Below are 22926 nucleotides of genomic sequence, written 5' to 3'. Positions count from 1 at the left end.
TTCCGCAGGAAAACGGATCTGACCTCTTCGTTCTTCATCCGACACCACACACTGCTTGTGCCTTTGCCATCCGCTCCGCCTCATGAACCTTTCGAGGCCGGGGTAGTGTGGGCTGGCAGGGGTATCCGCGCCATGGATGGCGCGGCCAAGCCTCCAGGGACGGATTCACGGCGTCCCCTGCCAGCCCACACTACCCCGGCCCAGCCCCAGCATCACGAAGCGCCAGCGCTTTGGCCGTTGCCGTTGCTGTTGCTGTTGCCGTTGCCGTGCGCCTCTGCCTGCCGCAGGCATCGGCCCTCCCACCACCCGCACCCGATACAATGGCCGTCTGCCGTAGCCCGGCATCCCGTCCCTGAGCCAAAGAGTTGCCCATGTCCATCGTCCGCATGACCGACCTCGACCTCTCCGGCAAGCGCGTGCTGATCCGCCAGGATCTGAACGTGCCGATCGAGAATGGCCGCATCACCTCCGAACAGCGCATCACCGCTTCGCTGCCGACGCTCAAGCGCGCGCTGGAGCAGGGCGCGGCGGTGATGGTCACCTCGCACCTGGGGCGCCCGAAGGAAGGCGTGTGGAGCGAAGCCGATTCGCTGGCGCCGGTGGCCCAGCGCCTGTCCGAGCTGCTCGGTCGCGAGGTTCCGCTGGTGCGCGACTGGGTCGACGGTGTCGACGTGCAGCCGGGCCAGCTGGTGCTGCTGGAAAACTGCCGCATGAACGTCGGCGAGGGCAAGGACGATGAAGCCCTGTCGAAGAAGTACGCCGCCCTGTGCGATGTGTTCGTGATGGATGCCTTCGGCACCGCGCACCGTGCGCAGGCCTCGACCCATGGCGTCATCCGCTTCGCCCCGGTCGCGGCCGGTGGCCCGCTGCTGATGGCCGAGCTGGACGCGCTGGCGCAGGCGCTGGATGCACCGGCCAAGCCGCTGCTGGCCATCGTCGCCGGCAGCAAGGTCAGCACCAAGCTGGAACTGCTGGCCAACCTGGTCGGCAAGGTCGATCAGCTGATCGTCGGTGGTGGCATCGCCAATACCTTCATCGCTGCCGCCGGCTACAACGTCGGCAAGTCGCTGTACGAGCCGGACCTGCTGGACACCGCGAAGAAGATCGTGGCCGATGCCAAGGCGCGTGGCGCCGATATCCCGCTGCCGGTGGACGTGGTCACCGCCAAGCAGTTCATGCCGGACGCGGTTGCCGAAGTGAAGGCGGTCGACGCCGTTGCCGAAGACGACCTGATCCTGGACATCGGCCCGCAGACCGCGGCGCAGTACGCGCAGCTGATCGGGAAGGCCGGTACCGTGGTCTGGAACGGTCCGGTCGGTGTGTTCGAATTCGAGGCCTTCAGCAAGGGCACCGAAGCGCTGGCCCGTGCCATCGCCAGTTCGCCGGCGTTCTCCATCGCCGGTGGCGGCGACACCCTGGCCGCGGTCGACAAGTTCGATATCGCCCAGCAGGTCAGCTACATCTCCACCGGTGGCGGCGCGTTCCTGGAGTTCCTGGAAGGCAAGACCCTGCCGGCGGTGGCCGCACTCGACGCGCGCGGCGCATGAGTGCCGACCGCAGCAAGGATGTCCTGTTCTTCGACCTCGACGGCACGCTGATCGATTCGCAGGTGGGTATCACCGCCTGCATCGCCTATGCGCTGCAGAAGATGGACCATCCGGTGCCATCGCAGGAGACCCTGCTGGGCTGGATCGGTCCGTCACTGCGCACCACCTTCGCGCCGCTGTTCGGTGAACCGGCGCGGGTGGAACAGGCGGTGGGCTACTACCGTGAGCGCTTCGACGCCGAGGGCTGGCGCGAGCACACGGTGTACCCGCAGGTGGAAGACACCCTTCGCACGCTGCATGGTCGTGGCCATCGCCTGGCGGTGGTCACTGCCAAGAACGAGCCGCACGCGCGCCGCATCCTTGCCCACCTGCCGTTCGGTGGGCTGTTCGAGGAGATCGTCGGTTCAACCCTCGATGGCTCGCGCAGCCACAAGCCGGAACTGGTCGGTGAGGCGCTGCGTCGGCTGCAGGTGCAGCCCGCGCAGTGCTGGATGATCGGCGACCGCCGCATGGACATTGAAGGCGCGCGTCACCATGGCCTGCGCAGCGTCGGTGTGTTGTGGGGCTTTGGCGGTGAGGCCGAACTCACCGAAGCCGGTGCCGGGCAGCTGGCCCGTGAGCCGGCGCAGCTGGAAACGCTGCTGGCGTGATGCGCCGTTGATCGGTAACGCCGGGCCATGCCCGGCGCCACCACCACCCTGCGCCAGCGTATGTCCGGCCGATGTCCGTTCGATGACCCGCGAAGTCAGGCGGCACAAGGCTGTAACCGTATACATGCGGCGTGAAGGATGTGCTAATTTCCGTTCTTTATCGGGAGAGGCCCATTCACCATGTTCGAGCGTCAGCGTCGCACCAAGATCCTTGCCACCCTCGGTCCGGCCACTGATCCGCCGGGCGTGCTGGAGGATCTGTTCCGCGCCGGCGTCAACGTGGTGCGCCTGAACTTCAGCCATGGCGATCCCTCCGGCCAGGCCAAGCGTGCTGCCGAAGTGCGCGCTGCCGCGGCCCGCGTGGGCGTGGAAGTGGGCATCCTGGCCGACCTGCCGGGCCCGAAGATCCGCATCGAGCGCTTCGCCGAAGGCAAGGTACAGCTGAAGGCGGGCGACCGCTTCGACCTGATCGCAAGCACCAGCGCCGGCCCGGGTGACGCCACCCAGGTGGGCGTGAGCTACCTCGGCCTGCCGCAGGACGTGGGTCCGGGCGATGTGCTGCTGCTCGACGACGGCCTGATGCAGCTGCAGGTGGTGGAAGTGCAGGGCGAACGCATCATCAACACCGTACTGAACGACGGTGTGCTGTCCGACCGCAAGGGCCTGAACAAGCAGGGCGGCGGCTTGTCGCTGGGCGCGCTGACCGAGCGCGACAAGGAACTGATCGGCATCGTCGCCAAGATCGGTGTCGACTTCATCGCCGTGTCGTTCTGCCGCAATGCGCAGGACATGAACGACGCGCGTGAGATCGCCCGCTCGCACGGCTGCGATGCCGCGCTGGTGTCGAAGATCGAGCGCACCGAGGCGATCGAGAACCTGGAAGAGATCGTCGAGGCCAGCGACGTGGTGATGGTTGCGCGCGGTGACCTCGGCGTGGAAATCGGCGATGCCGAACTGCCGGGCCTGCAGAAGAAGATCATCAAGGCCTCGCTGGCGCAGAACAAGGTGGTCATCACCGCTACGCAGATGCTGCAGTCGATGGTCGAAAGCCCGATCCCGACCCGCGCCGAAGTGCTGGACGTGGCCAACTCGGTCATCGACGGCACCGACGCGGTCATGCTGTCGGCCGAAACCGCTGCCGGTGCCTACCCGGTCAAGGCCGTGGAAGCGATGGCGCGCATCTGCCTGGGCGCCGAGCGCCAGTTCCAGACCGAGACCGACTTCAACGCCTCGCCGCGCAACCTGGAACGTGCTGACCAGGCCATCGCCATGGCCACCATGTTCCTGTCGCAGCACGTGGGCGTGCGCGCGATCGTGGCGATGACCGAATCCGGTGGCACCGCCCGCTACCTGTCGCGTTTCCGCGCCAAGGCGCCGGTGTTCGCGGTCACCCGTCATGACGGCGCCCGCCGGCAGATGGCGCTGATGCGCGACGTGTATCCGATCAATTTCGACAGCCGTGGCCTGACCCCGCGCGAAGCCGCGCGCGGCAGCATCCGCCTGCTGGTTGAAGCCGATCTGCTGCAGGCCGGCGACCGCGTGGTGTTCACCAGCGGCGAGCACATGGAAACCCTGGGCGCGACCAACACCCTGCGCCTGCTGGAAGTGGGCGAAGACGGCCGCGCCAGCGGCCTGGGCGATCTGTAAACCCAGGCGGCCCTGGGTCGGAGCCGCTGCGCGGGTCCGACCCGGGGTCAGATCCCCGAAGGGGTCGTGACCCGGCGCAACAGGACATCGCCTGTCCGGTGCGGACATTGGAATCGTTTCCAGACTGCCCTGCACGTCGGTGCAACGGGCGGCGGGGCTATACTTACGTTTTTCCCGCACCCGCCACAGGAAGTACATGAGCATCGAACAGCTGGCTGAAACCGCCCAGGCCATGGTTGCCCCGGGCAAGGGCATCATCGCGATCGACGAATCCACCGCTACCATCGCCAAGCGTTTCGCTGGCGTCGGTATCGAGAACACCGAGGAGAACCGTCGTGCCTACCGCGAACTGCTGCTGACCACGCCGAAGCTCAACGAGCACATTTCCGGCGCCATCCTGTTTGACGAAACCATCCGTCAGTCGACCAAGGACGGCGTGCCGTTCGCCAAGTACATGGCCGACCACGGCATGATTCCGGGCATCAAGGTGGACAAGGGTGCGCACCCGCTGGCCGGCTGCCCGGGCGAGCTGGTGACCGAAGGCCTGGACGGCCTGCGCGAGCGCCTGCAGGAGTACTACAAGCTGGGTGCGCGCTTCGCCAAGTGGCGCGCGGTGATCAACATCGGCGAAAGCATTCCGTCGGGCACCTGCATCGAGTCCAACGCCCACGCGCTGGCCCGCTATGCCGCCCTGTGCCAGGAATGCGGCCTGGTGCCGATGGTCGAGCCGGAAGTGATCATGGACGGCGACCACGACATCGAGACCTGCTACGAAGTCACCGAAGCCACCCTGCGTTCGCTGTTCGATGCCCTGTACCAGCAGAACGTGCTGCTGGAAGGCACCATCCTGAAGGCCTCGATGGTCATCTCCGGCAAGGGCTGCGATGAGCAGGCCGACGTCGAGGAAGTGGCCGAGTCGACCGTGATGTGCCTGAAGAGCACCGTGCCGGCCATCCTGCCGGGCGTGGTGTTCCTGTCCGGTGGCCAGAGCGACGAGCAGTCCACCGAGCATCTGAACGCGATGAACCAGCTGGGCAACCTGCCGTGGCCGCTGAGCTTCTCCTACGGCCGCGCCATGCAGCAGGCCGCGCTGAAGCTGTGGGCCAAGGACATGAAGGGCAACTACGCTGCCGCCCAGAAGACCGTGTACGAGCGCGCCAAGGACAACGGCCTGGCCGCGCTGGGCAAGTGGAACGGTTGATCCGTCCCATCGCAGGATGAACAGGGCAACGCCGGCATCACGCCGGCGTTTGCTTTTGCGGGTATCTTTTCCGCCCCCACGCACCGGGCCGGTGTGCGGGACATACATGGAAGGCCAAGGAGAAAAAACATGCGTTTGGCAGCAATCACACTGGCCGTCGCCACGGTCCTGATCGCCGGCGGTTGCAACCGCATCGGTGGCGGTGGTGACGCAGGCAAGGCCGCGTCGCTCGATTTCGACAAGCCGGTGTCCGGCGAGATCACCTCGCGCAGCGGCATCAACTTCAACGATGGCAGCCATCACCAGCTGTACCAGATCAAGCTGGAAGACAGGGAGCTGGTTGGCCTGAAGCTCACCGGCGCACTGACCGGCTCGATTGCCGTATTCAACAACGGCAGCCTGGTGTCCACCAGCAATACCGGTTACGAACGCGAAGGCGATGTCTCGCTGGCCTTCCGTGCCAACGGTGGCGGCACCTACCAGGTGGCGGTCAACGCCAACGGTCCCAGCGCCTTTGGTCCGTACCGCCTGCGCGCCGAGAAGCTGAAGCCGTACGACGGCAAGCCGCTGGTGGGCAGTGGTGAGATCGTCGACATGCTGGCCAGCAACTCGCAGGACTACACCCTGCAGGTGGAGAAGGCGGGCCTGTACGAGATCCGCCTGGTCTCGGATGTCTTCGATCCGGTGCTGAAGCTGTCCGGCCAGGGCGTGGATGCCGAGAACGATGACGGCGGCGACAGCACCAACTCGCGCCTGAACCTCTCGCTGAAGCCGGGCAAGTACACCCTGACTGCACGCGGCCTCGGCGACGGCGTCAATGGCATGTTCACCCTGTCGGCCACCCGCATTGAACTGCCAGGCAACCTGGTGGATCGCGATGGCACGGCACTGCCGAAGTCGGGCAGCGCGTACACCATGCTCGAAAACGAAGGCCGCCGCCGCTTCCTGCTGACCCTGGATCGTCCGGCCGACGTGCGCCTGGACGCGATTTCCAGCCAGGTCGATACCGTGCTGCGCGTGGTCGGCGGCGACGTTGAGCTGACCGACGACGACGGTGGCAATGGCACCAATGCACGCCTGGAAGAGACGCTGCCGGCCGGTCACTACACCGTCGACGTGTCCAGCCTGAACAACGGTGCGGGCCTGGTGGAAGTGCGCGTGCAGGTCGAAGGTGCCAGCGCCGACGGTGCTGCCGCCTCGGCCGCACGCGCCGCTGCGGATGCAGCTGCTGCCGTGGCCGATGACGCCGCTGCTGCGGTGGAAGCAGCCAGCCGTTGAGGTGATCCACGCGTAGCGTGGATGACCTCAAGGCCGCAATGGGAAAGGCCGGGCAATGCCCGGCCTTTCCTTTTACCGGAAGTGCTGCGGTTCAGTGCGCAGCGGCGAAGCCCGCATCGCCCAGAGGCGGCAGCATCGATCCACGCGGTTCGTTGTCCGTGCTTTGTCCCGCGGCGCTCAATGCCTGCTGGTAGGCCTTCGCCGTAGCAGTGTTGAACGCCACCAGCACGATGCGCATCGGCTGTGCATGGCTGCGCTGCCACGCCAGTGTTTCCGTCACTGCGATCTGCGCGGCCTGGTACAGCGGATAGCCATACACACCGCAGCTGATCGCCGGGAACGCGATCGACTTCACGCCCAACGACTCGGCCAACTGCAGCGATTTCCAGTAGCAGTTGGCCAGCAATGCCGGTTCGTCGCGCTGGCCGTCGTGCCAGACCGGGCCCACCGTGTGCAGTACATGCCGCGCAGGCAATGCGTAAGCGTCGGTGGCGCGCACTTCGCCGGTCGGGCAACGCACGCCCGGACGCAGTTCCGGCAACTGCTCGCACTCGGCCAGCAATGCCGGCCCGGCCGCGCGATGGATCGCGCCGTCGACGCCGCCGCCGCCGAGCAGTGTTTCATTGGCCGCGTTGACGATCGCATCCACCGCCAGGGTCGTGATATCGCCCTGCCAAACTTCGATCTTCATGCGTCCGTCTCCTGCCTGTGAGGTGTTCCGCGCAGCATCTGCGCCGGCTGTTCCCACGGTAGGGGACAGGGCATCGATACTGCGTCATGACCGTCTCACGCGCTGCGATCCGACGGCCTTCACGCACGATGGCGGGCGACGCCTTCACGCAGGCTGAAGCAGAAAGGGGTCAGAGCTTTTTTCCGCACGGAAAAGGCTCTGACCCCTGCGATCCATGGTTCTGGCAAACCGGGTCAGAGCCCTTTCCCTGCAGGAAAGGGATCCGACCCGATGCATCACGGCAGGCCGGCCAGCCAGTCGTCGTCGGAACCCTCATTCACATCGGCGAACAGCGGTGTGGAGAAATAGCGCTCGCCGGTATCGGGCAGCATTGCCAGGATCACCGAGCCCGGTTCAGCGCGGGCGGCCACGTCCAGCGCGCTGGCCACGGTGGCGCCGGCGGAGATGCCGACGAAGATGCCTTCCTCCGCAGCCAGGCGACGCGCGGTGGCGATCGCGCGGTCATCTTCGACCGAGACCAGTTCGTCCACCACATCGCGGTTGAGCACGTCCGGCACGAAGTCCGGGGTCCAGCCCTGGATCTTGTGCGGCTTCCAGTCATCGCCCTTCAGCAGCGCGGCACCGGCCGGTTCGGTGGCGATGATACGGGTCTGCGGGCGCGCGACCTTCAGCACTTCGCCCACGCCGGTAAGCGTGCCGCCCGTGCCCCAGCCGCTGACGAAGTAGTCCAGCCGCTTGCCGGCGAAGTCGCGCAGGATCTCGGCGGCGGTGGTGTTGCGGTGGTAGGCCGGGTTGGCCGGGTTGGCGAACTGGCTGGCCAGGAACCAGCCGTGCTGCTCGGCCAGTTCGGCCGCCTTGCGCACCATGCCGCTGCCGCGCTCGGCGGCCGGGGTCAGGATCACCTTGGCACCGTAAGCGCGCATCAGCTTGCGGCGCTCCACCGAGAAGGTCTCGACCATGGTGGCCACGAACTTGTAGCCGCGCGCGGCGGCGACCATCGCCAGTGCCACGCCAGTGTTGCCTGAAGTGGCTTCGACAATGGTGTCGCCCGGCTTGAGCAGGCCGCGTGCCTCGGCGTCGAGGATGATCGCCAGCGCCAGACGGTCCTTCACCGAACCGCCCGGGTTGAACGACTCGACCTTGGCGTAGACGCTGACCTGCGCGGGCGCCAGGCGCTGCAGCCTGACGATGGGGGTGTTGCCGACGGTATCGAGGATGGAGTCGTACAGGGCCATGGAAGCGCTCCGGAAACGGGGCCGCGCCGGGCTTCGGCGGGCGAAGGGGAGGGCTGGCTGTTCAGGCCAGCGGCTGCCGGCTGACCGTAGCGCCGGCATATGACGCCCGGAAATGACCAGATACCTTTCTTAAACAACCTTTGGTTATAAGCTGGTGACGGCAATTGACCCTAGAGTGGACCTCCGCCCCACGCCGCCTGCCTCCCATGACGCTGACCCAGCTGCGCTACCTGGTTGCCATCGCCGACGCCGAGCTGAACATCACGCTGGCCGCCTCGCGCGTGCACGCCACCCAGCCCGGTCTGTCCAAGCAGCTCAAGCAGCTGGAGGACGAGCTGGGTTTCCTGTTGTTCGTTCGCAAGGGCCGCAGCCTGGAGTCGGTCACCCCGGCCGGCACCGAGGTCATCGCCCGCGCTCGTGCGGTGCTGGCCGAGGCCAACAACATCCGCACCTACGCGGCCAACCAGCGCCGCGAGAGCCAGGGCCAGCTGATCCTGACCACCACCCACACCCAGGCGCGCTTCGTGTTGCCGCCGGCGGTGGCAGCGATCAAGCAGGCCTATCCCCAGGTGAGCGTGCATCTGCAGCAGGCCGGCGAAGCCGACGCGCTGGACCGCTTGAACCAGGGTGATGCCGATATTGCGATCATCAGCACCGCTGGCGGTGAGCCCACTGATGGCATCGCGGTGCCGCTGTTCCGCTGGCGGCGCCTGGTGGTGGTACCCAAGGGCCACCCGCTGGACCGCGCCGGCCGCGCCCCAGACCTGGCCGCGCTGGCCCGCCAGCCATTGATCAGCTACGAATCCTCGACCCGGCCGAATTCCTCGTTGCAGCGCGCCTTCGCTGCGAACGGCCTGGTGCCGGATCTGGCGCTGACCGCGCTCGATGCCGACCTGATCAAGACCTACGTGCGTACCGGTCTGGGCGTGGGCCTGCTGGCGGAGATGGCGGTCAGTTCCAACGACGAAGACCTGAGGTCGTGGCCGGCCCCGGAGCCGATCACTGAGTGCATTGCCTGGGCGGTGCTGCCTCGCGATCGCGTGCTGCGTGATTACGCGCTGGAGCTGGTGCACGTGCTGGCACCGCAGATCGATCCGCGTGATCTGCGCAGGGTGCTGGATGGCAACCAGGCGGCGGCGTGGCCGGTGCCACCGACGTGGGAGTCACTGACCCAGACCATCACGGTGTGAGGTGGGTCGAGCAGGGCTTGCAGCCCTGCACCCGCGGTAGTGCCGGCCGCTGGCCGGCAACCTCAGAAGCAACATCAACATCAAATGCGGGTTTCCTGTGGGATGGCGGGGCGGTGTGGGCAGGCAGGACACGCCGTAAACCCATCCATGGGGGCTCGATGGCGCCATCCATGGCGCCAACGGTCCTGCCTGCCCACACCGCCCCACCTCTGACAGATTCCGGCGGCTGTTGGTAGGTGTCGACCTTGGTCGACACGGTAGATCCACGCCATGCGTGGATGCATTTCGATTCCAATTCGAAATATTCGATTCCGATGGAGATTCATCCACGCATGGCGTGGATCTACTGCAGATCGCAGAAATCTGTCGAAGGCGGGGTGGGTCCGGTTGCGGGGGCGTGAGCCGCATGGATGCGGCGACCGAGCTTACATGGACGTACTTGCAGCGGCCCCCGCAACCGGACCCACCCCGCCTACCCACAGGAAGCCAGCTTTTGATGTTGCTTCGGCTCTTGCCGTGGACGTGGCCTCTGCGGGTGCAGGGCGCAGCCCTGCCGAAAAACCCCTCCTGCGACGGTTCGTCGCACGGGCAACCCTGGACCCGGCTCTAAACTAGCGGGGTGACCCGCCTGTCCCGCCCGCAGCGCCTCCTGCTCCAGCTCGCCGTCCTGGCGACGCTGTTGATGGTGCTTGCGCCACTGGTCAGCCGCGCGCTGCAGGCGCAGCCGATGGAGCATGCCGCGATGGCAGGCATGGACCACGCCGCCATGGGCCATGACATGCACGACATGGCCATGGCCGGGCACGATCAGCACGGCGCCGCGCCGGCCGCGTCCAGCCGCCCGCCCGACCCCCACGCCATGCACGGCGAAGCCTGCGAATACTGCGTGCTGGCCATGCGCCTGCTGCCGTGGCTGGCGGTGCTGGTGCTGCTGTTGCCGCTGCTGTGGCGGCCGCGCCTGGTGTTCCCGTGGTCGCAACTGGTGCTGCCGGCACTGCGTTGGCCGGCGCATGCCGCGCGCGGGCCGCCGCGCCTCTCCTTCGTCCGCTGATATCCCTATCGAATCTGCCGCACGACGCCTGACCCGGCGCCGTGCGCGCGTGCGTACTTTGGAGTTGTTCCGATGAAAATGACTTCCCGCCCCGCGGGCGCCTGCGCGCGCCTGCCGGTTGCCCTTGGCCTGGCCGTGGCCGCGTCACTGGCCCACGCTGCGCCTGCCGAAGAGGCGCGTACCCTCGACACGATGGTGGTCACCGCCGCCGCACCGTCGTCCCCGTTGCACTGGGTGACCGATCCGCGCCTGCCGCGGCAGCCGGTGCCTGCCAGTGATGGCGCCGACTACCTGAAGACCGTCCCCGGCTTCTCCGCCATCCGCAACGGCGGCACCAACGGCGACCCGGTGCTGCGCGGCATGTTCGGTTCGCGCCTGAACATCCTCAGCAACGATGGCAACCTGATCGGTGCCTGCCCGTCGCGCATGGACAATCCGCTGTCCTACATCGCGCCGGAAAGCTTCGACCGGCTGACCATCATCAAGGGCCCGCAGAGCGTGCGCTGGGGGGCGGGCGCGTCGGCCGGCACCGTGCGTTTCGAGCGCGATACGCCGCGCTTCGAGGAGCCGGGCCTGCGTGCCGATGCCAGTGCGCTGGTCGGTTCGCGCAACCGCAACGACCAGGTGCTGGACCTGACCCTGGGTAACCCGACCGGCTACGTACGCGCCAGCGGCAACCGTTCCGAAGCCGATGACTACAAGGACGGCCACGGTGACGTGGTGCCGTCGAAGTGGCGCAAGTGGAACGGTGACGTAGCCATCGGCTGGACGCCGGATGCCGACACGCTGCTGGAAATTTCCGCCGGTGCCGGTGATGCGATCGCGCGTTACGCGGGCCGTGGCATGGACGGTGCCGCGTTCGAACGCACCAGCTACGCGGCGCGTTTCGAGAAGCGCAACCTGCTGGGGGCATGGGACACGTTGCAGGCCAACGTGTACTACAACAACGCCGACCATGTGATGGACAACTACACGCTGCGCACGCCGAACCCGCACAGCATGATGCCGATGCCGATGGCGTCGAACGTGGATCGCCGTACCCAGGGCGGCCGGGTCAGTTCCGAGTGGCGCTGGCAGGATGTGCAGCTGGTGGCGGGTATGGATGGCGAAGACAGCCGCCATCGTGGCCGCATGGGCATGGGCCGCGACACCTACCGCCAGGCCGCCTGGGAAACCGATGCCAACTTCCGCCGCTATGGCGTGTTCACCGAGTTGACCCTCGGCGCCGGCACCGACCAGCGCTGGATCAGCGGCCTGCGCATCGACCGCGCCAGCGTCCGCGATGAGCGGCAGTCGGTGCGCGGGATGATGGGCAACCGGCCGAACCCGACCGCTGGCCTGCAGCGCAAGGAATGGCTTGGCAGCGGCTTCCTGCGCTACGAGCAGGACCTGGCCGATGGCCTGACCTGGTACGCCGGCCTCGGCCACAGTGAACGCATGCCCGACTACTGGGAGCTGTTCTCGCCCAACCACGGCCCGGCCGGTGCGGTGAACGCGTTCACCGGCGTGCAGCCCGAGCGCACCACCCAGCTTGATGTGGGCATGCAATACAAGGGGCCCCGTGTGCAGGCCTGGGTCTCGGCGTACGCCGGGCAGATCCAGGACTACATTCTGTTCACCTACCACGGCAGCGGCATGATGGGCATGAGCCAGGCCCGCAACGTTGATGCACGTATCGCCGGTGCCGAGGCGGGCCTGGAAGTGAGCGTGGCCGAGCAGTGGAAGCTGGGCGGCACGCTGGCCTATGCCTGGGGCGAGAACCGCGACCAGCATCGCCCGCTGCCGCAGATGCCACCATTGGAAGCACGCCTGAGCGCGAACTGGGAAGGCCAGCGCTGGAGTGCCGGTGCGCTGCTGCGCGCGGTGACCCACCAGCATCGTGTCGCAAATGGCCATGGCAATGTGGTCGCGCAGGACCTGGGGCCGAGTGCCGGCTTCGCCACCTTCGCGCTCAACGCTGCTTACCGTTTCAGTTCGCAGCTGCAGCTCAGCGCGGGCGTCGACAACCTGTTCGACCGTGCCTACAGCGAGCACCTGAATCTGGCCGGCAGCGCCGACTTCGGTTTCCCGGCTGACCCGGTGCGCATCAACGAGCCGGGCCGCAGCCTGTGGATGAAGGTGAACTACCGGTACTGATCCGCCGGGTGTAAAAAAAACCGGGGCCGGATCCCCGCCAGGATCCGCCCCCGCCCGACGCCCTCTGCCGGGCAGCTTCGACTCTACGATGGCAACGCCTGCGGTGCACGGCTGGATACACCTCGACACATGCCGACACCGCTGCGGTCAGCCTTGCACGGAACGGGTTCACGGCGCTATCGCGACGCCGGTTCCACGCCAGTAAACGCTTGGCACATATCGCTTCTGTGGGCGCTTGCCTACACTCGGCGGCCGTGGATCACTCAGGACCGTTCATGTTGGCTCGCATCGCTTCGACCCTGGCCCTTGGCCTCAGCCTGGCCGTGCTGGCCGGGTGCGCGGGCAAACAGGAGGCCGCCGCCCGTCGGCAGGGAGAAGCGGTGCCGGTCACCGCGCAGGTCGTGCAGTCCACGCAGTGGAACGACACGCTGCAGGCACTGGGTACGGCCAAGGCGCGCGAATCGATCAGCGTCACGGCCAAGGTCAGCGAGATCGTCGAGAAGGTGCACTTCGAAAGCGGCCAGCATGTTGCCGCCGGTGCGCCGATCGTGACCCTGCGCGGGCGGGCCCAGGAGGCCGCGCTGGTGCAGGCGCAGGCCACCTTCCATGAGGCCGACCAGCTGTACAAGCGCCAGCGCGAGCTGGCCACGCAGCGGCTGGTGTCCAGCGCCACGCTGGATACGCAGAAGTCGATCCGCGATGCCGCCGAGGCGCGTGTGGCGCAGATGCAGTCGGACATCGGTGACCGCCGCGTGCGTGCACCGTTCGCCGGTGTGCTCGGCATCCGCCAGGTCAGCCCGGGCACGTTGCTGACGCCGACCACGGTGATCGCCACGCTCGACGACATCGAACACATGCACATCGATTTCCAGGTGCCGGAAGTGGAACTGGCCGCGCTCGGCGTCGGTGACAAGGTCAGTGCCACCAGCGTGGCGTGGCCGGGCCGTACCTTCGAGGGCGTGGTCAGCACCATCGACGCACGCATCGATCCGGCCACCCGTGCGGTGACCGTACGTGCCGACTTCGCCAATGGTGACCATGCCCTGCGCCCGGGCATGCTGCTGGACGTGCGCCTGTTCCACCCTGAGCGCCCGGCGCTGGTGATTCCGGAAATCGCCGTGGTCCAGGTCGGTCGCGATACCTTCGTGTACCGCATCACCGCCGACGACAGCGTCGAGCGCGTGGATGTGGTCACCGGCGCGCGCCGTGCCGGCGTGGTCGAGATCAGGCAGGGCCTGGAAGCGGGCCAGCGCATCGTGGTCGATGGCACCGGCAAGCTGCGCCCGGGCCTGAAGGTCGCAGCCAAGGACGCGGCACCGGCCAGCGGTGCGAAGCCCGCTGACGCTGCAGCGCCGGTCGCGGCCGAGGGCCACGGCGGATGAAGCTGTCCGACATCTCCATCCAGCGGCCGGTATTTGCCGTGGTGATGAGCCTGTTGCTGCTGGTGCTGGGCGTGATGTCCTTCACCCGCCTGACCCTGCGTGAGCTGCCGGCCATCGATCCGCCGATCGTCTCGGTGTCGGTGGACTACACCGGCGCCTCGGCCGCGGTCATCGAAAGCCGCATCACCCAGGTACTGGAAGATGCGCTGGCCGGCATCGAAGGCATCGATACGATCAATGCGCGCAGCACCAACGGCCGCTCGCAGGTCAGCATCGAATTCACCTCCAACCGCGATATCGAAGCGGCGGCCAATGACGTGCGCGATGCGGTCAGCCGCGTCGCCGACCGCATGCCGGAGGAAGCGCGTCCGCCGGAGATCGCCAAGGTCGAGAGCGATGCCGACCCGATCATCTGGTTCAACATGGTCTCCTCGACCATGGACACGCTGGAGCTGAGCGACTACGCCGACCGCTACGTGGTCGATCGTTTCTCCAGTCTCGATGGCGTGGCCCAGGTCCGCATCGGCGGCCGCCAGCGCTATGCGATGCGGATCTGGCTGGACCGTGACCAGCTGGCGGCGCGCGGACTGACCACCGGCGACGTGGAAACCGCGCTGCGCAACGAGAACGTGGAACTGCCGGCCGGCCGCATCGAGTCGACCGACCGCGATTTCACCCTGCGCGTGGAGCGCAACTACATCAAGCCCGAAGACTTCGCGACCATCCCGCTGGGCAAGGGTCGCGATGGTTACGTGGTGCGCATGGGCGATGTGGCGAAGATCGAGCTGGCCTCGGCCGAGCGCCGCGCGTACTACCGCAGCAACGGCGAGCCGGGCATCGGCCTGGGCATCGTCAAGACCTCCACCGCCAACTCGCTGGACGTGGCGCGTACTGCGCGCGCTGAAGCCGAGCGGGTCGCGCTGACCCTGCCCAAGGGCACGCAGATCTTCGTTGCCTTCGACAACACCACCTTCATCGAAGCCGCGGTGGACCGCGTCTACGCCACGCTGGTGGAGGCGATGATCCTCGTGCTGGCAGTGATCTGGCTGTTCCTCGGCAGCTTCCGCGCTGCGCTGATTCCGGCGGTGACGGTGCCGGTCTGCCTGGTCGCAGCGTTCATCGCACTGTACGCGTTCGACTTCTCGATCAACCTGCTGACCCTGCTTGCGCTGGTGCTGTGCATCGGCCTGGTGGTGGACGATGCGATCGTGGTGGTGGAGAACGTGCAGCGCCGCATCGACCTGGGCGAACCCCCGCTGGTGGCGTCCAAGCGCGGTACTGCGCAGGTCGCCTTCGCGGTGATCGCCACCACCGCGGTGCTGGTGGCGGTGTTCCTGCCGGTCGGGTTCCTGGAAGGCAATACCGGGCGCCTGTTCCGCGAACTGGCAGTGGCGCTGGCGGCGGCGGTGGCGTTGTCCGCCTTCGTGGCGCTGACGCTGACGCCGATGATGGCCTCCAAATTGCTCAAGCCGCATACCGGGCAGGCACCGCGTGGCCTGCATGGCTTCATCAACCGCAACCTGGAACGCCTGGCCGGGGCCTATGGGCGGGTGCTCGACCACCACGTGGACCGCACCTGGATCTACCTGCTGGTGATGGTGGCCGCACTGGCCGCCAGCTGGGGCCTGCTCAAGCTGCTGCCGTCGGAACTGGCGCCGGCCGAAGACCGCGGTTCGTTCCAGATCATGATCGACGGCCCGGAAGGCGCCGGCTACGACTACACCGTGCAGCAGGTGCAGCAGGTGGAATCGATGCTGGCACCGCATGTTGGCCCGGACAAACCGATCGTGCGCGCCAACCCGCGCGTGCCGGGTGGTTGGGGCGCCAGCGAGGAAATGCACACCGGCCGCGTCAGCATCTTCCTGCAGCCGTGGCGCCAGCGCAGCGAAGGCACGCCGGAAGTGGCCAACGAACTGCAGAAGGAACTGGACACCATCCGCGGCGTGCGCGTGCGTACGCAGGTGGGCGGTGGCCTGGTGCGCAGCGGCGGGCAGCCGTTCCAGATCGTGCTGGGCGGCCCGGAATATGCCGAGATCGCGCAGTGGCGCGACCGTATCCTGCTGCGCATGGCCGACAACCCCGGCCTGGTCGGCCCGGACTCGGATTACAAGGAAACGCGGCCGCAGATGCGGGTCAACATCGACCGCCAGCGTGCGGCCGACCTCGGCGTGCCGGTCACCGCGATCGGTTCGGCACTGGAAACCATGATGGGCTCGCGCCGCGTCACCACCTTCGTCGACAACGGCGAAGAGTACGACGTGCTGGTGCAGGCCGGTCGCGATGGCCGTGCCAGCCCGGCCGACCTGGCCGCCATCCGCGTGCGCGCGACGTCCGGCGAACTGGTGCCGCTGTCCAACCTGGTCACGCTGAGTGAGGTGGCCGAGGCCGGCACCCTGAACCGCTTCAACCGCCTGCGCTCGATCACCATCAACGCGGGCCTGGCGCCGGGCTATCCGCTGGGTGAAGCCATTGCCTGGGCGCAGCAGGTCACGCGCGAAGAGCTGCCGCAGTACGCGCAGGTGAACTGGAAGGGCGAATCGCGCGAATACCAGAGTGCCGGCGGCGCGGTGCTGCTGACCTTCGCCATGGCGCTGCTGGTGGTGTACCTGGTGCTGGCCGCACAGTTCGAGAGCTTCATCCACCCGCTCACCATCATGCTGACCGTGCCGCTGGGCGTGCTCGGCGCGCTGGTCGGGTTGTGGGTGAGTGGCGGTACCGTGAACCTGTTCAGCCAGATCGGCATCGTCATGCTGGTCGGCCTGGCCGCGAAGAACGGCATCCTCATTGTTGAATTCGCCAACCAGCTGCGTGACGACGGAAGAACCGTGCGCGAGGCGATCATCGAATCGGCGATGGTGCGCCTGCGCCCGATCCTGATGACCTCGATCGCCACCGTGGTCGGTGCGATTCCGCTGGTGGTGGCCGGTGGCCCCGGTTCGGCCAGCCGTGGCACCATCGGCATCGTGATCATCTTCGGTGTGACCCTCTCGACGTTCCTGTCGCTGTTCGTGGTGCCGGCGTTCTACGCGCGGCTGGCGCCCTACACCCGCTCGCCGGAAGCGGTGAAGCGCGAGTTGGAGAAGCAGGAGGCGGAGTCGCCCTCGGTGGGTGGTCATGCCTGATCCGACCACTGTGCTGCGAGGCGACGGCTTCCAACTGCGCCCCTGGCGCCCGGATGATCTGGAATCGCTGCTGCGCCATGCCAACGACGCCGAGGTATCGCGGGGCCTGCGTGATCGTTTCCCTTACCCGTACACGCGCGAGGATGGCGAGGCCTTCCTCGCCGGTCGCGTGCTGGCCCCTGGCACCCTGAACCTGGCCATCGAGATCGACGGCCAGGCCTGCGGCAGCGTCGGGGCCCAGCAGGGCACTGCCGAGCGCGGGCACATGGCGGAACTGGGCTACTGGCTGGGCCAGGCCTACTGGGGCCAGGGGCTGATGACCCGGGTGGTCGGCCTGTTCGCACCCTGGGTGATGGACGAGCTGCGCCTGTTCAGGCTGCAGGCCGGGGTGGTCGACTTCAACCTCGGCTCGGCCCGGGTGCTGGAAAAGAACGGTTTCCAGGAAGAAGGCGTGGACCGCTGCGCGGTCTACAAGCGCGGGGTGCTGCACGACCTGCGCCGCTTCGCCCGGGTGCGCACGCAGCTGCCCTGAACACGCGGGCCGGCCGCGGTAGAGCCGAGGCCGTGCTCGGCCGCCGTCATCACCACGCCGAGCATGGGCTCGGCTCTACAACACAGCGCTACCGCAGCGGCCTTCGATCAGGGAGAATCGACCGGTCCCCTCCAGCCGACGGGACGTCCTTACAACCCGCCGACTGGAGAGAGCGCGCGTGGAAGCTACTGTACATTTCATCAACAGCATCATCTGGAGCAAGGCACTGATCTTCGTGTGCCTGGGCGCCGGCCTGTTCTTCAGCCTGCGCACGCGCTTCATGCAGATCCGCGGCTTCCTCGAGATGTGCCGCCTCACCGTCAAGGGTGAGAAATCCGACGCCGGCGTGTCTTCCTTCCAGGCGCTGGCCATGTCGATGGCCGGGCGCATGGGCATCGGCAACATCGCCGGCGTGGCCACCGCCATCGCCTTCGGCGGCCCCGGTGCGATCTTCTGGATGTGGGTGATGGGCTTCCTCGGCGCATCCACCTCGTACGTGGAATGTACGCTGGCACAGATCTACAAGACCAAGGACGCCGAAGGCCGTTACCGTGGTGGCCCGGCGTACTACATCGAAAAGGCCATGGGCCTGAAGTGGTACGCGCTGGCCTTCGCCATCGCCACGATCATTGCCGCCGGCTTCCTGATGCCCGGCGTGCAGGCCAATGCCATCGCCGACAGCATCATCAACGCCTGCCGTGGCACCGCACTGTGCGGCCCGCTCGATGGCCAGGCCTTCGGCATGGAGTCGGTGCAGGCGCTGAAGCTGGGCATCGGCATCGTGGTGGCGCTGCTGCTGGGCGTGGTGATCTTCGGTGGCGTCAAGCGCATCGCCAACTTCGCCGAAGTGGTGGTGCCGTTTATGGCGGCAGCCTTCATCCTGACCGCCATCGTCATCATGATCATCAACTACGATCGCGTGCCGGAGATGTTCGGCATCATCTTCAGCAGCGCCTTCGGCACCCACGCCGCGTTCGGCGCGATGATGGGCCTGGCGGTGGAGTGGGGCATCAAGCGCGGCATCTACGCCAACGAAGCCGGCCAGGGCTCGGGCCCACACGCGGCAGCCGCCTCGGAAGTCTCGCACCCGGCCAAGCAGGGCTACGTGCAGGCCTTCGCCATCTACTTCGACACCATGATGGTGTGCACCGCCACCGCGTTCCTGATCCTGGCCAGCGGCACCTACAACGTGTACTCGCCGGCAGGTGCCGGCGCCCCGCCGATCTTCCAGGGCCTGGCCGGCATTCCGGAAGGCGCGGGCTATGCCCAGGCGGGTGTGGAAGCCGTGCTGCCGGGCTGGGGCTCGGCGTTCGTGTCCATCGCCATCTTCTTCTTCGCCTTCACCACCATCATGGCGTACTACTACATGGCCGAGACCAATCTCAGCTATGTGAACCACAACAAGAAGCGTCCGCTGACCGTGCTGGTGCTGCGCCTGGGCATCATCGGCATGGTGGTGTTCGGCGCGTTCCATAATGCAACCCTGGCCTGGGCGCTGGGTGACATCGGCGTGGGCCTGATGGCCTGGCTGAACATCATCGCCATCCTCATCATCCAGAAGCCGGCCATGCTGGCCCTGCGTGATTACGAACGACAGAAGAAGCTCGGCCTTGATCCGATCTTCGACCCCGATGCCCTGGGCATCAAGAACGCCGATTTCTGGCGTCAACGCAAGCTGGAGTTGTCCCGTAGTGAATGATCCCTGGAAGAACGCCCGCCGCCCGTCGTCGCGACCGCCGCGGGCCACCCCGCTGCCACCGCGTGAGGGCGGCACCCCGCCACCGCCGGGGCGTGGCAATGACGAACTGCGCCTGTATGGCTGGAACGCCGTGCAGGCCCTGTTCGCCAAGCGCCCGCAGGCGCTGCGCAAGCTGTACCTGGTGGACGCGCTGATTCCGCGCATGCAGCCGGTGTTGAAGTGGTGCGTGGCCAACCGTGTGGGCTACCGCGTGGTGGAGGAGGGCGACCTCAACAAACTGGCCGCTACCACGCACCACGAAGGCCTGGTGGCCGACGTGCTGCGCGCGCCTGTCGTACCGCTGGCGCAGTGGCTGGAGGATCTGGGCGAAGGCCCGGCGTTGGCGCTGTGGCTGGACGGTGTCGGCAATCCGCACAACTTCGGTGCGATCCTGCGCTCGGCCGCGCACTTCGGCGTCAAGGCGCTGCTGCTGCCGGCTGGCAGCACGCTGGCGCTGTCCGGTGCCGCTGCGCGCGTGGCCGAAGGTGGTGCGGAGTCGGTGCCGCTGGTGCAGTTGCCGGAGACCGCCCAGGCGATGGCGCAGCTGCGTGCGGCCGGCTTCGGGCTGGCTGCGACCCTCGTTGATGGTGGCGACGACGTGTTCCGTGCGTCGCTGCCGGAACGGTTGGTGTACGTGATGGGCGCCGAAGGCGAGGGCATGGACCGCGGGCTCGCCAGCGAATGCGACCTGCAGATCTCGATTCCCGGCAGCGGCGCGGTGGAAAGCCTGAACGTGGCCTCGGCAACGGCCGTGCTGCTGGCACAGTGGGCGAGCCGCCGCCACGGATGATCCCATCGTGCTGATGCTGTGTTGATCTCCTGACCCGGCCCTTGCGGCCGGGTTTTCTTTTGCGCGGCGCAAGAGCGCAAACAATGCACGCGCAGCAAACTGGGTCATCTGCGTCAGCTTACGTTGCTTCAAACACGCTTGATGGGTACGCAAGCGATTTTAGTATTTGTCTCATTGCTGGGCCGTTTCCCGCGCCGCACGGTGGAGTTCCTTCCAACGTCGTACAGGAGTGGTTCCATGCATCGAATCCAACGCCGCACACGTCGCACTTGCCTGGTGCTGGCACTCGCTGCGCTTGCCGCACCATCGCTACAGGCCGCGGAACGCAGTCTGGATGGCGTCAATTTCACGGGACCGCTGATCACTCCCAATCCCGCCGGCCTGCCGCAGGGCAACTGGTACATCGAGCCCTATCTGGTGCGGGTCGACAGCCGCGACCACTACGACAACAACGGTGATCGTCGCCGCAGTGCCGAGCACAGTGGCGCCTGGGCCACGGTGGTGCCGATCATCTATGGTTTCAGTGACCGGGTGATGGGCCAGGTCAATCTCAGCGCCTCGCGCTCCGAATCCGGCAGTGCGCGCAGCAGCGGCTTCCGCGCCGGTGACACCACCGCGCGCCTGCAGTACCTGCTGCAGGCGCCGAATGCCGATGGCACCCGGCCGGCCATCTCGGTCGCGCTTGTGCAGCGCTTCAGTACCGGCAGCCACGATCGCATCACCGGCAATCCGTTGGATGCGCAGGGTGACGGCGTGCAGCGCACCACCGCAGCGCTGGGCGTGCAGCAGGTGGTGTGGCTGGGCAATGACCGCCCCGTGCGCTGGCGCGCACAGCTCAGCGCCGGGCCGGCACCGTCGCGCACCGCCATTTCCGGCACCAGCGTGTACGGCACCGATGACAGCTTCCAGGGGCACATTTCGCGCGGCTCGGTACTGGGTCTGTCGGTAGGCGCCGAGTACAGCTTCAATTCGCGCTGGGTGGGCGTGATGGAAATGGCCGCCAGCCGCGAGACCGGCCAGCGCCTGAGCGGCTTCGCACGCAACGGCAGTGGTGCGATCGAACGGATTGAAGAGCACCGTCCGGCCAGCCGCAACGTCAGCCTGGCGCCGGCAGTGGAATATCACTTCAGCCCGTCGCTGGGCCTGATCGCCGGCGTCGAATTCACCGTGGCCGGGCGCAACACCGGCCGCATCATCAGCCCCCAGGTCGCCCTGGGCATGTTCTTCTGAGGGGCTGCCGATGAACATCGAATCCATCGTCAACACCATCCTCGGCATCGTCTGGAGCCCGTACCTGGTGGTGCTCTGCCTGCTCGCCGGCCTGTACTTCAGCGTGCGCACCCGCTTCATCCAGTTGCGCGCGCTGCCGGAGATGCTGCGCCTGATGTTCCGGCACGAGCGCTCCGAAGCCGGTGTGTCACCGTTCCAGGCCCTGTCGCTGTCGTTGTCCAGCCGCGTCGGCGTCGGCAACATCGCCGGCGTTGCCATGGCCATCGCCTTTGGTGGCCCGGGCGCGATCTTCTGGATGTGGATCGTCGCCTTCCTCGGCGCCTCCAGCGCCTTCATCGAATCCACGCTGGCACAGATCTACAAGGACCGCGATGCCGAGGGCCAGTACCGCGGTGGCCCCGCGTACTACATCGAAAAGGGCCTGGGCCAGCGCTGGTATGCAGTGCTGTTTGCGCTGGTCACTGTGCTGGCCGGTGCGATGCTGGCCGGCACCCAGTCCAATGCGATCACCAGTGCGGTGAACGAAGCCTGGGACGTGCCGGTGATGACCACCACGGCGGTTCTGCTGGTGGTGCTGGGCGCGATCCTGATCGGCGGTGTGCGCCGCATCGCGCGGGTTGCCGAGTGGGTGGTGCCGTTGATGGCCGTGGCGTATCTGCTGGTGGCGGCACTGGTGATGGTGCTCAATGCAGAGAAAGTGCCGGAGGTGATCATGCTGGTGCTGCGCAGTGCATTCGGTGTGGATGCAGCGTTCGGTGCAATGATCGGCACCGCCATCCAGTGGGGCGTGCGCCGTGGCGTGTTGTCCAACGAGGCCGGCATGGGCAGCGGTGCGCATCCAGCCGCCGCCGCCGAAGTCACCCATCCGGTCAAGCAGGGCCTGGTGCAGTCATTTTCGGTCTACATCGACACGATGGTGGTGTGCAGTGCTACCGCCTTCCTGATCCTGTCCACGGGCCTGTACAACGTCTACGACCCGGCTGTGAACGGCATTCCGGATGAGGCGCGCCTGCTGCTGGGCAATCTGCCTGGCGTCGAGGCCGGGCCGCGCTTCGTGCAGCACGCGGTGGAGTCCGCGCTGCCGGGCTTCGGCCGCTCGTTCGTGGCGCTGGCGATCCTGCCGTTCGCGTTCACCACCATCCTGGCGCTGTACTACATGGCCGAGACCAATATCAGCTACCTGTGCCGTGATCGTCCCGCGCCTTGGGTGATGGGCGGGTTCCAGCTTCTGTTCCTGGCCGCGACCGGTTACTCAGCGGTGAACAGTGCAACGATCGCGTGGTCGCTGGGCGACATCGGCGTCGGCCTGATGAGCTGGCTGAACATCATCGCCATCCTGCTGCTGCAGAAGCCAGCGCTGGCGGCGCTGCGCGACTACGAACAGCATCGCCAGGCGGGCAAGGATCCGCTGTTCAACCCGAAGCTGCTGGGTGTGCGCAACACCAGCGTGTGGGAGGGCTGACAGGATCGGGGCAGATCCCTCGCCACGGCGAGGGCTCTGACCCA

Annotated in this window: 17 protein-coding genes; 15 read left to right on the top strand and 2 right to left on the bottom strand. The window is 67.0% G+C overall.

Annotated elements, in window-relative coordinates; translation table 11 throughout:
* Positions 1-371 precede the first annotated feature (371 nt).
* The 5 genes from ACZK4Z_RS18210 (at position 372) to ACZK4Z_RS18190 (ending at position 6323) form a co-directional block, all read left to right on the top strand.
* The gene (locus ACZK4Z_RS18210; RefSeq protein ID WP_032127869.1) at positions 372-1547 is read left to right on the top strand and encodes a phosphoglycerate kinase; all 1176 of its coding nucleotides are present in this window, start codon (positions 372-374) and stop codon (positions 1545-1547) included.
* Complete coding sequence (locus ACZK4Z_RS18205) at positions 1544-2197, top strand: HAD hydrolase-like protein (RefSeq protein ID WP_125892696.1); 654 nt, start codon at positions 1544-1546, stop codon at positions 2195-2197. Before ACZK4Z_RS18210 ends, ACZK4Z_RS18205 begins: the two co-directional genes overlap by 4 nt.
* A 180-nt stretch (positions 2198-2377) precedes the next feature.
* The gene (gene pyk, locus ACZK4Z_RS18200; RefSeq protein ID WP_478450972.1) at positions 2378-3844 is read left to right on the top strand and encodes a pyruvate kinase; all 1467 of its coding nucleotides are present in this window, start codon (positions 2378-2380) and stop codon (positions 3842-3844) included.
* A 196-nt stretch (positions 3845-4040) separates the two neighbouring features.
* The gene (locus ACZK4Z_RS18195) at positions 4041-5045 is read left to right on the top strand and encodes a class I fructose-bisphosphate aldolase (RefSeq protein WP_010481439.1); all 1005 of its coding nucleotides are present in this window, start codon (positions 4041-4043) and stop codon (positions 5043-5045) included.
* A gap of 129 nt (positions 5046-5174) precedes the next feature.
* Positions 5175-6323: an ABC transporter substrate-binding protein gene (locus ACZK4Z_RS18190; RefSeq protein WP_478450971.1), complete on the top strand. Its 1149-nt coding sequence runs from the start codon at positions 5175-5177 to the stop codon at positions 6321-6323.
* A gap of 91 nt (positions 6324-6414) precedes the next feature.
* Here ACZK4Z_RS18190 and ACZK4Z_RS18185 read toward each other — a convergent pair whose 3' ends face one another.
* Positions 6415-7014 (bottom strand): O-acetyl-ADP-ribose deacetylase, encoded by a 600-nt coding sequence (locus tag ACZK4Z_RS18185; protein ID WP_032127873.1) that lies wholly within the window; start codon positions 7012-7014, stop codon positions 6415-6417.
* 275 nt (positions 7015-7289) lie between these two features.
* The gene (cysK, locus tag ACZK4Z_RS18180; protein ID WP_032127874.1) at positions 7290-8249 is read right to left on the bottom strand and encodes a cysteine synthase A; all 960 of its coding nucleotides are present in this window, start codon (positions 8247-8249) and stop codon (positions 7290-7292) included.
* 206 nt (positions 8250-8455) lie between these two features.
* Between cysK and ACZK4Z_RS18175 the strand changes: the two genes are divergently transcribed.
* From ACZK4Z_RS18175 to ACZK4Z_RS18130, 10 genes are all read left to right on the top strand, one after another.
* Complete coding sequence (locus tag ACZK4Z_RS18175; protein ID WP_043403003.1) at positions 8456-9439, top strand: LysR family transcriptional regulator; 984 nt, start codon at positions 8456-8458, stop codon at positions 9437-9439.
* Between the two features lie 619 nt (positions 9440-10058).
* Positions 10059-10490, top strand: a complete 432-nt coding sequence (locus ACZK4Z_RS18170) for a DUF2946 domain-containing protein (RefSeq protein WP_478450970.1) — start codon at positions 10059-10061, stop codon at positions 10488-10490.
* Between the two features lie 72 nt (positions 10491-10562).
* Positions 10563-12626: a TonB-dependent copper receptor gene (locus ACZK4Z_RS18165; protein WP_478450969.1), complete on the top strand. Its 2064-nt coding sequence runs from the start codon at positions 10563-10565 to the stop codon at positions 12624-12626.
* Between the two features lie 275 nt (positions 12627-12901).
* On the top strand, positions 12902-14008 hold the full coding sequence (locus ACZK4Z_RS18160; RefSeq protein ID WP_478450968.1) for an efflux RND transporter periplasmic adaptor subunit: 1107 nt from the start codon (positions 12902-12904) through the stop codon (positions 14006-14008).
* Positions 14005-17130, top strand: a complete 3126-nt coding sequence (locus ACZK4Z_RS18155; protein ID WP_049425136.1) for an efflux RND transporter permease subunit — start codon at positions 14005-14007, stop codon at positions 17128-17130. Before ACZK4Z_RS18160 ends, ACZK4Z_RS18155 begins: the two co-directional genes overlap by 4 nt.
* Positions 17123-17662 carry a GNAT family N-acetyltransferase gene (locus ACZK4Z_RS18150; RefSeq protein WP_121504476.1) on the top strand — a complete coding sequence of 180 codons (540 nt, stop codon included), beginning with the start codon at positions 17123-17125 and terminating at the stop codon, positions 17660-17662. Before ACZK4Z_RS18155 ends, ACZK4Z_RS18150 begins: the two co-directional genes overlap by 8 nt.
* Positions 17663-17840: 178 nt before the next feature.
* Positions 17841-19361, top strand: coding sequence for an alanine/glycine:cation symporter family protein (locus ACZK4Z_RS18145; protein ID WP_125892710.1), 1521 nt, complete (start codon positions 17841-17843; stop codon positions 19359-19361).
* On the top strand, positions 19354-20190 hold the full coding sequence (locus tag ACZK4Z_RS18140) for a TrmH family RNA methyltransferase (RefSeq protein ID WP_478450967.1): 837 nt from the start codon (positions 19354-19356) through the stop codon (positions 20188-20190). The genes ACZK4Z_RS18145 and ACZK4Z_RS18140 overlap by 8 nt, the downstream gene beginning before the upstream one ends.
* A gap of 237 nt (positions 20191-20427) precedes the next feature.
* Complete coding sequence (locus ACZK4Z_RS18135) at positions 20428-21420, top strand: hypothetical protein (RefSeq protein WP_125892714.1); 993 nt, start codon at positions 20428-20430, stop codon at positions 21418-21420.
* Between the two features lie 10 nt (positions 21421-21430).
* A complete protein-coding gene (locus tag ACZK4Z_RS18130; RefSeq protein ID WP_478450966.1) occupies positions 21431-22882 on the top strand; it encodes an alanine/glycine:cation symporter family protein in 1452 nt (483 codons plus the stop codon).
* The last annotated feature ends 44 nt before the right edge of the window (positions 22883-22926 follow it).

It is taken from the genome of Stenotrophomonas sp. 71799_Sma (genome assembly GCF_056482505.1).
The sequence above is the reverse complement of the archived record's forward strand: the minus strand, read 5'-3'. Positions and strand labels throughout refer to the sequence as shown.

Coding starts and splice junctions, on each gene's coding strand:
- pyk (WP_478450972.1), top strand. CDS start 2,378: ATGTTCGAGCGTCAGCGTCGCACCAAGATCCTTGCCACCCTCGGTCCG.
- ACZK4Z_RS18190 (WP_478450971.1), top strand. CDS start 5,175: ATGCGTTTGGCAGCAATCACACTGGCCGTCGCCACGGTCCTGATCGCC.
- ACZK4Z_RS18160 (WP_478450968.1), top strand. CDS start 12,902: ATGTTGGCTCGCATCGCTTCGACCCTGGCCCTTGGCCTCAGCCTGGCC.
- cysK (WP_032127874.1), bottom strand. CDS start 8,249: ATGGCCCTGTACGACTCCATCCTCGATACCGTCGGCAACACCCCCATC.
- ACZK4Z_RS18135 (WP_125892714.1), top strand. CDS start 20,428: ATGCATCGAATCCAACGCCGCACACGTCGCACTTGCCTGGTGCTGGCA.
- ACZK4Z_RS18195 (WP_010481439.1), top strand. CDS start 4,041: ATGAGCATCGAACAGCTGGCTGAAACCGCCCAGGCCATGGTTGCCCCG.
- ACZK4Z_RS18210 (WP_032127869.1), top strand. CDS start 372: ATGTCCATCGTCCGCATGACCGACCTCGACCTCTCCGGCAAGCGCGTG.
- ACZK4Z_RS18150 (WP_121504476.1), top strand. CDS start 17,123: ATGCCTGATCCGACCACTGTGCTGCGAGGCGACGGCTTCCAACTGCGC.
- ACZK4Z_RS18175 (WP_043403003.1), top strand. CDS start 8,456: ATGACGCTGACCCAGCTGCGCTACCTGGTTGCCATCGCCGACGCCGAG.
- ACZK4Z_RS18155 (WP_049425136.1), top strand. CDS start 14,005: ATGAAGCTGTCCGACATCTCCATCCAGCGGCCGGTATTTGCCGTGGTG.
- ACZK4Z_RS18130 (WP_478450966.1), top strand. CDS start 21,431: ATGAACATCGAATCCATCGTCAACACCATCCTCGGCATCGTCTGGAGC.
- ACZK4Z_RS18165 (WP_478450969.1), top strand. CDS start 10,563: ATGAAAATGACTTCCCGCCCCGCGGGCGCCTGCGCGCGCCTGCCGGTT.
- ACZK4Z_RS18185 (WP_032127873.1), bottom strand. CDS start 7,014: ATGAAGATCGAAGTTTGGCAGGGCGATATCACGACCCTGGCGGTGGAT.
- ACZK4Z_RS18205 (WP_125892696.1), top strand. CDS start 1,544: ATGAGTGCCGACCGCAGCAAGGATGTCCTGTTCTTCGACCTCGACGGC.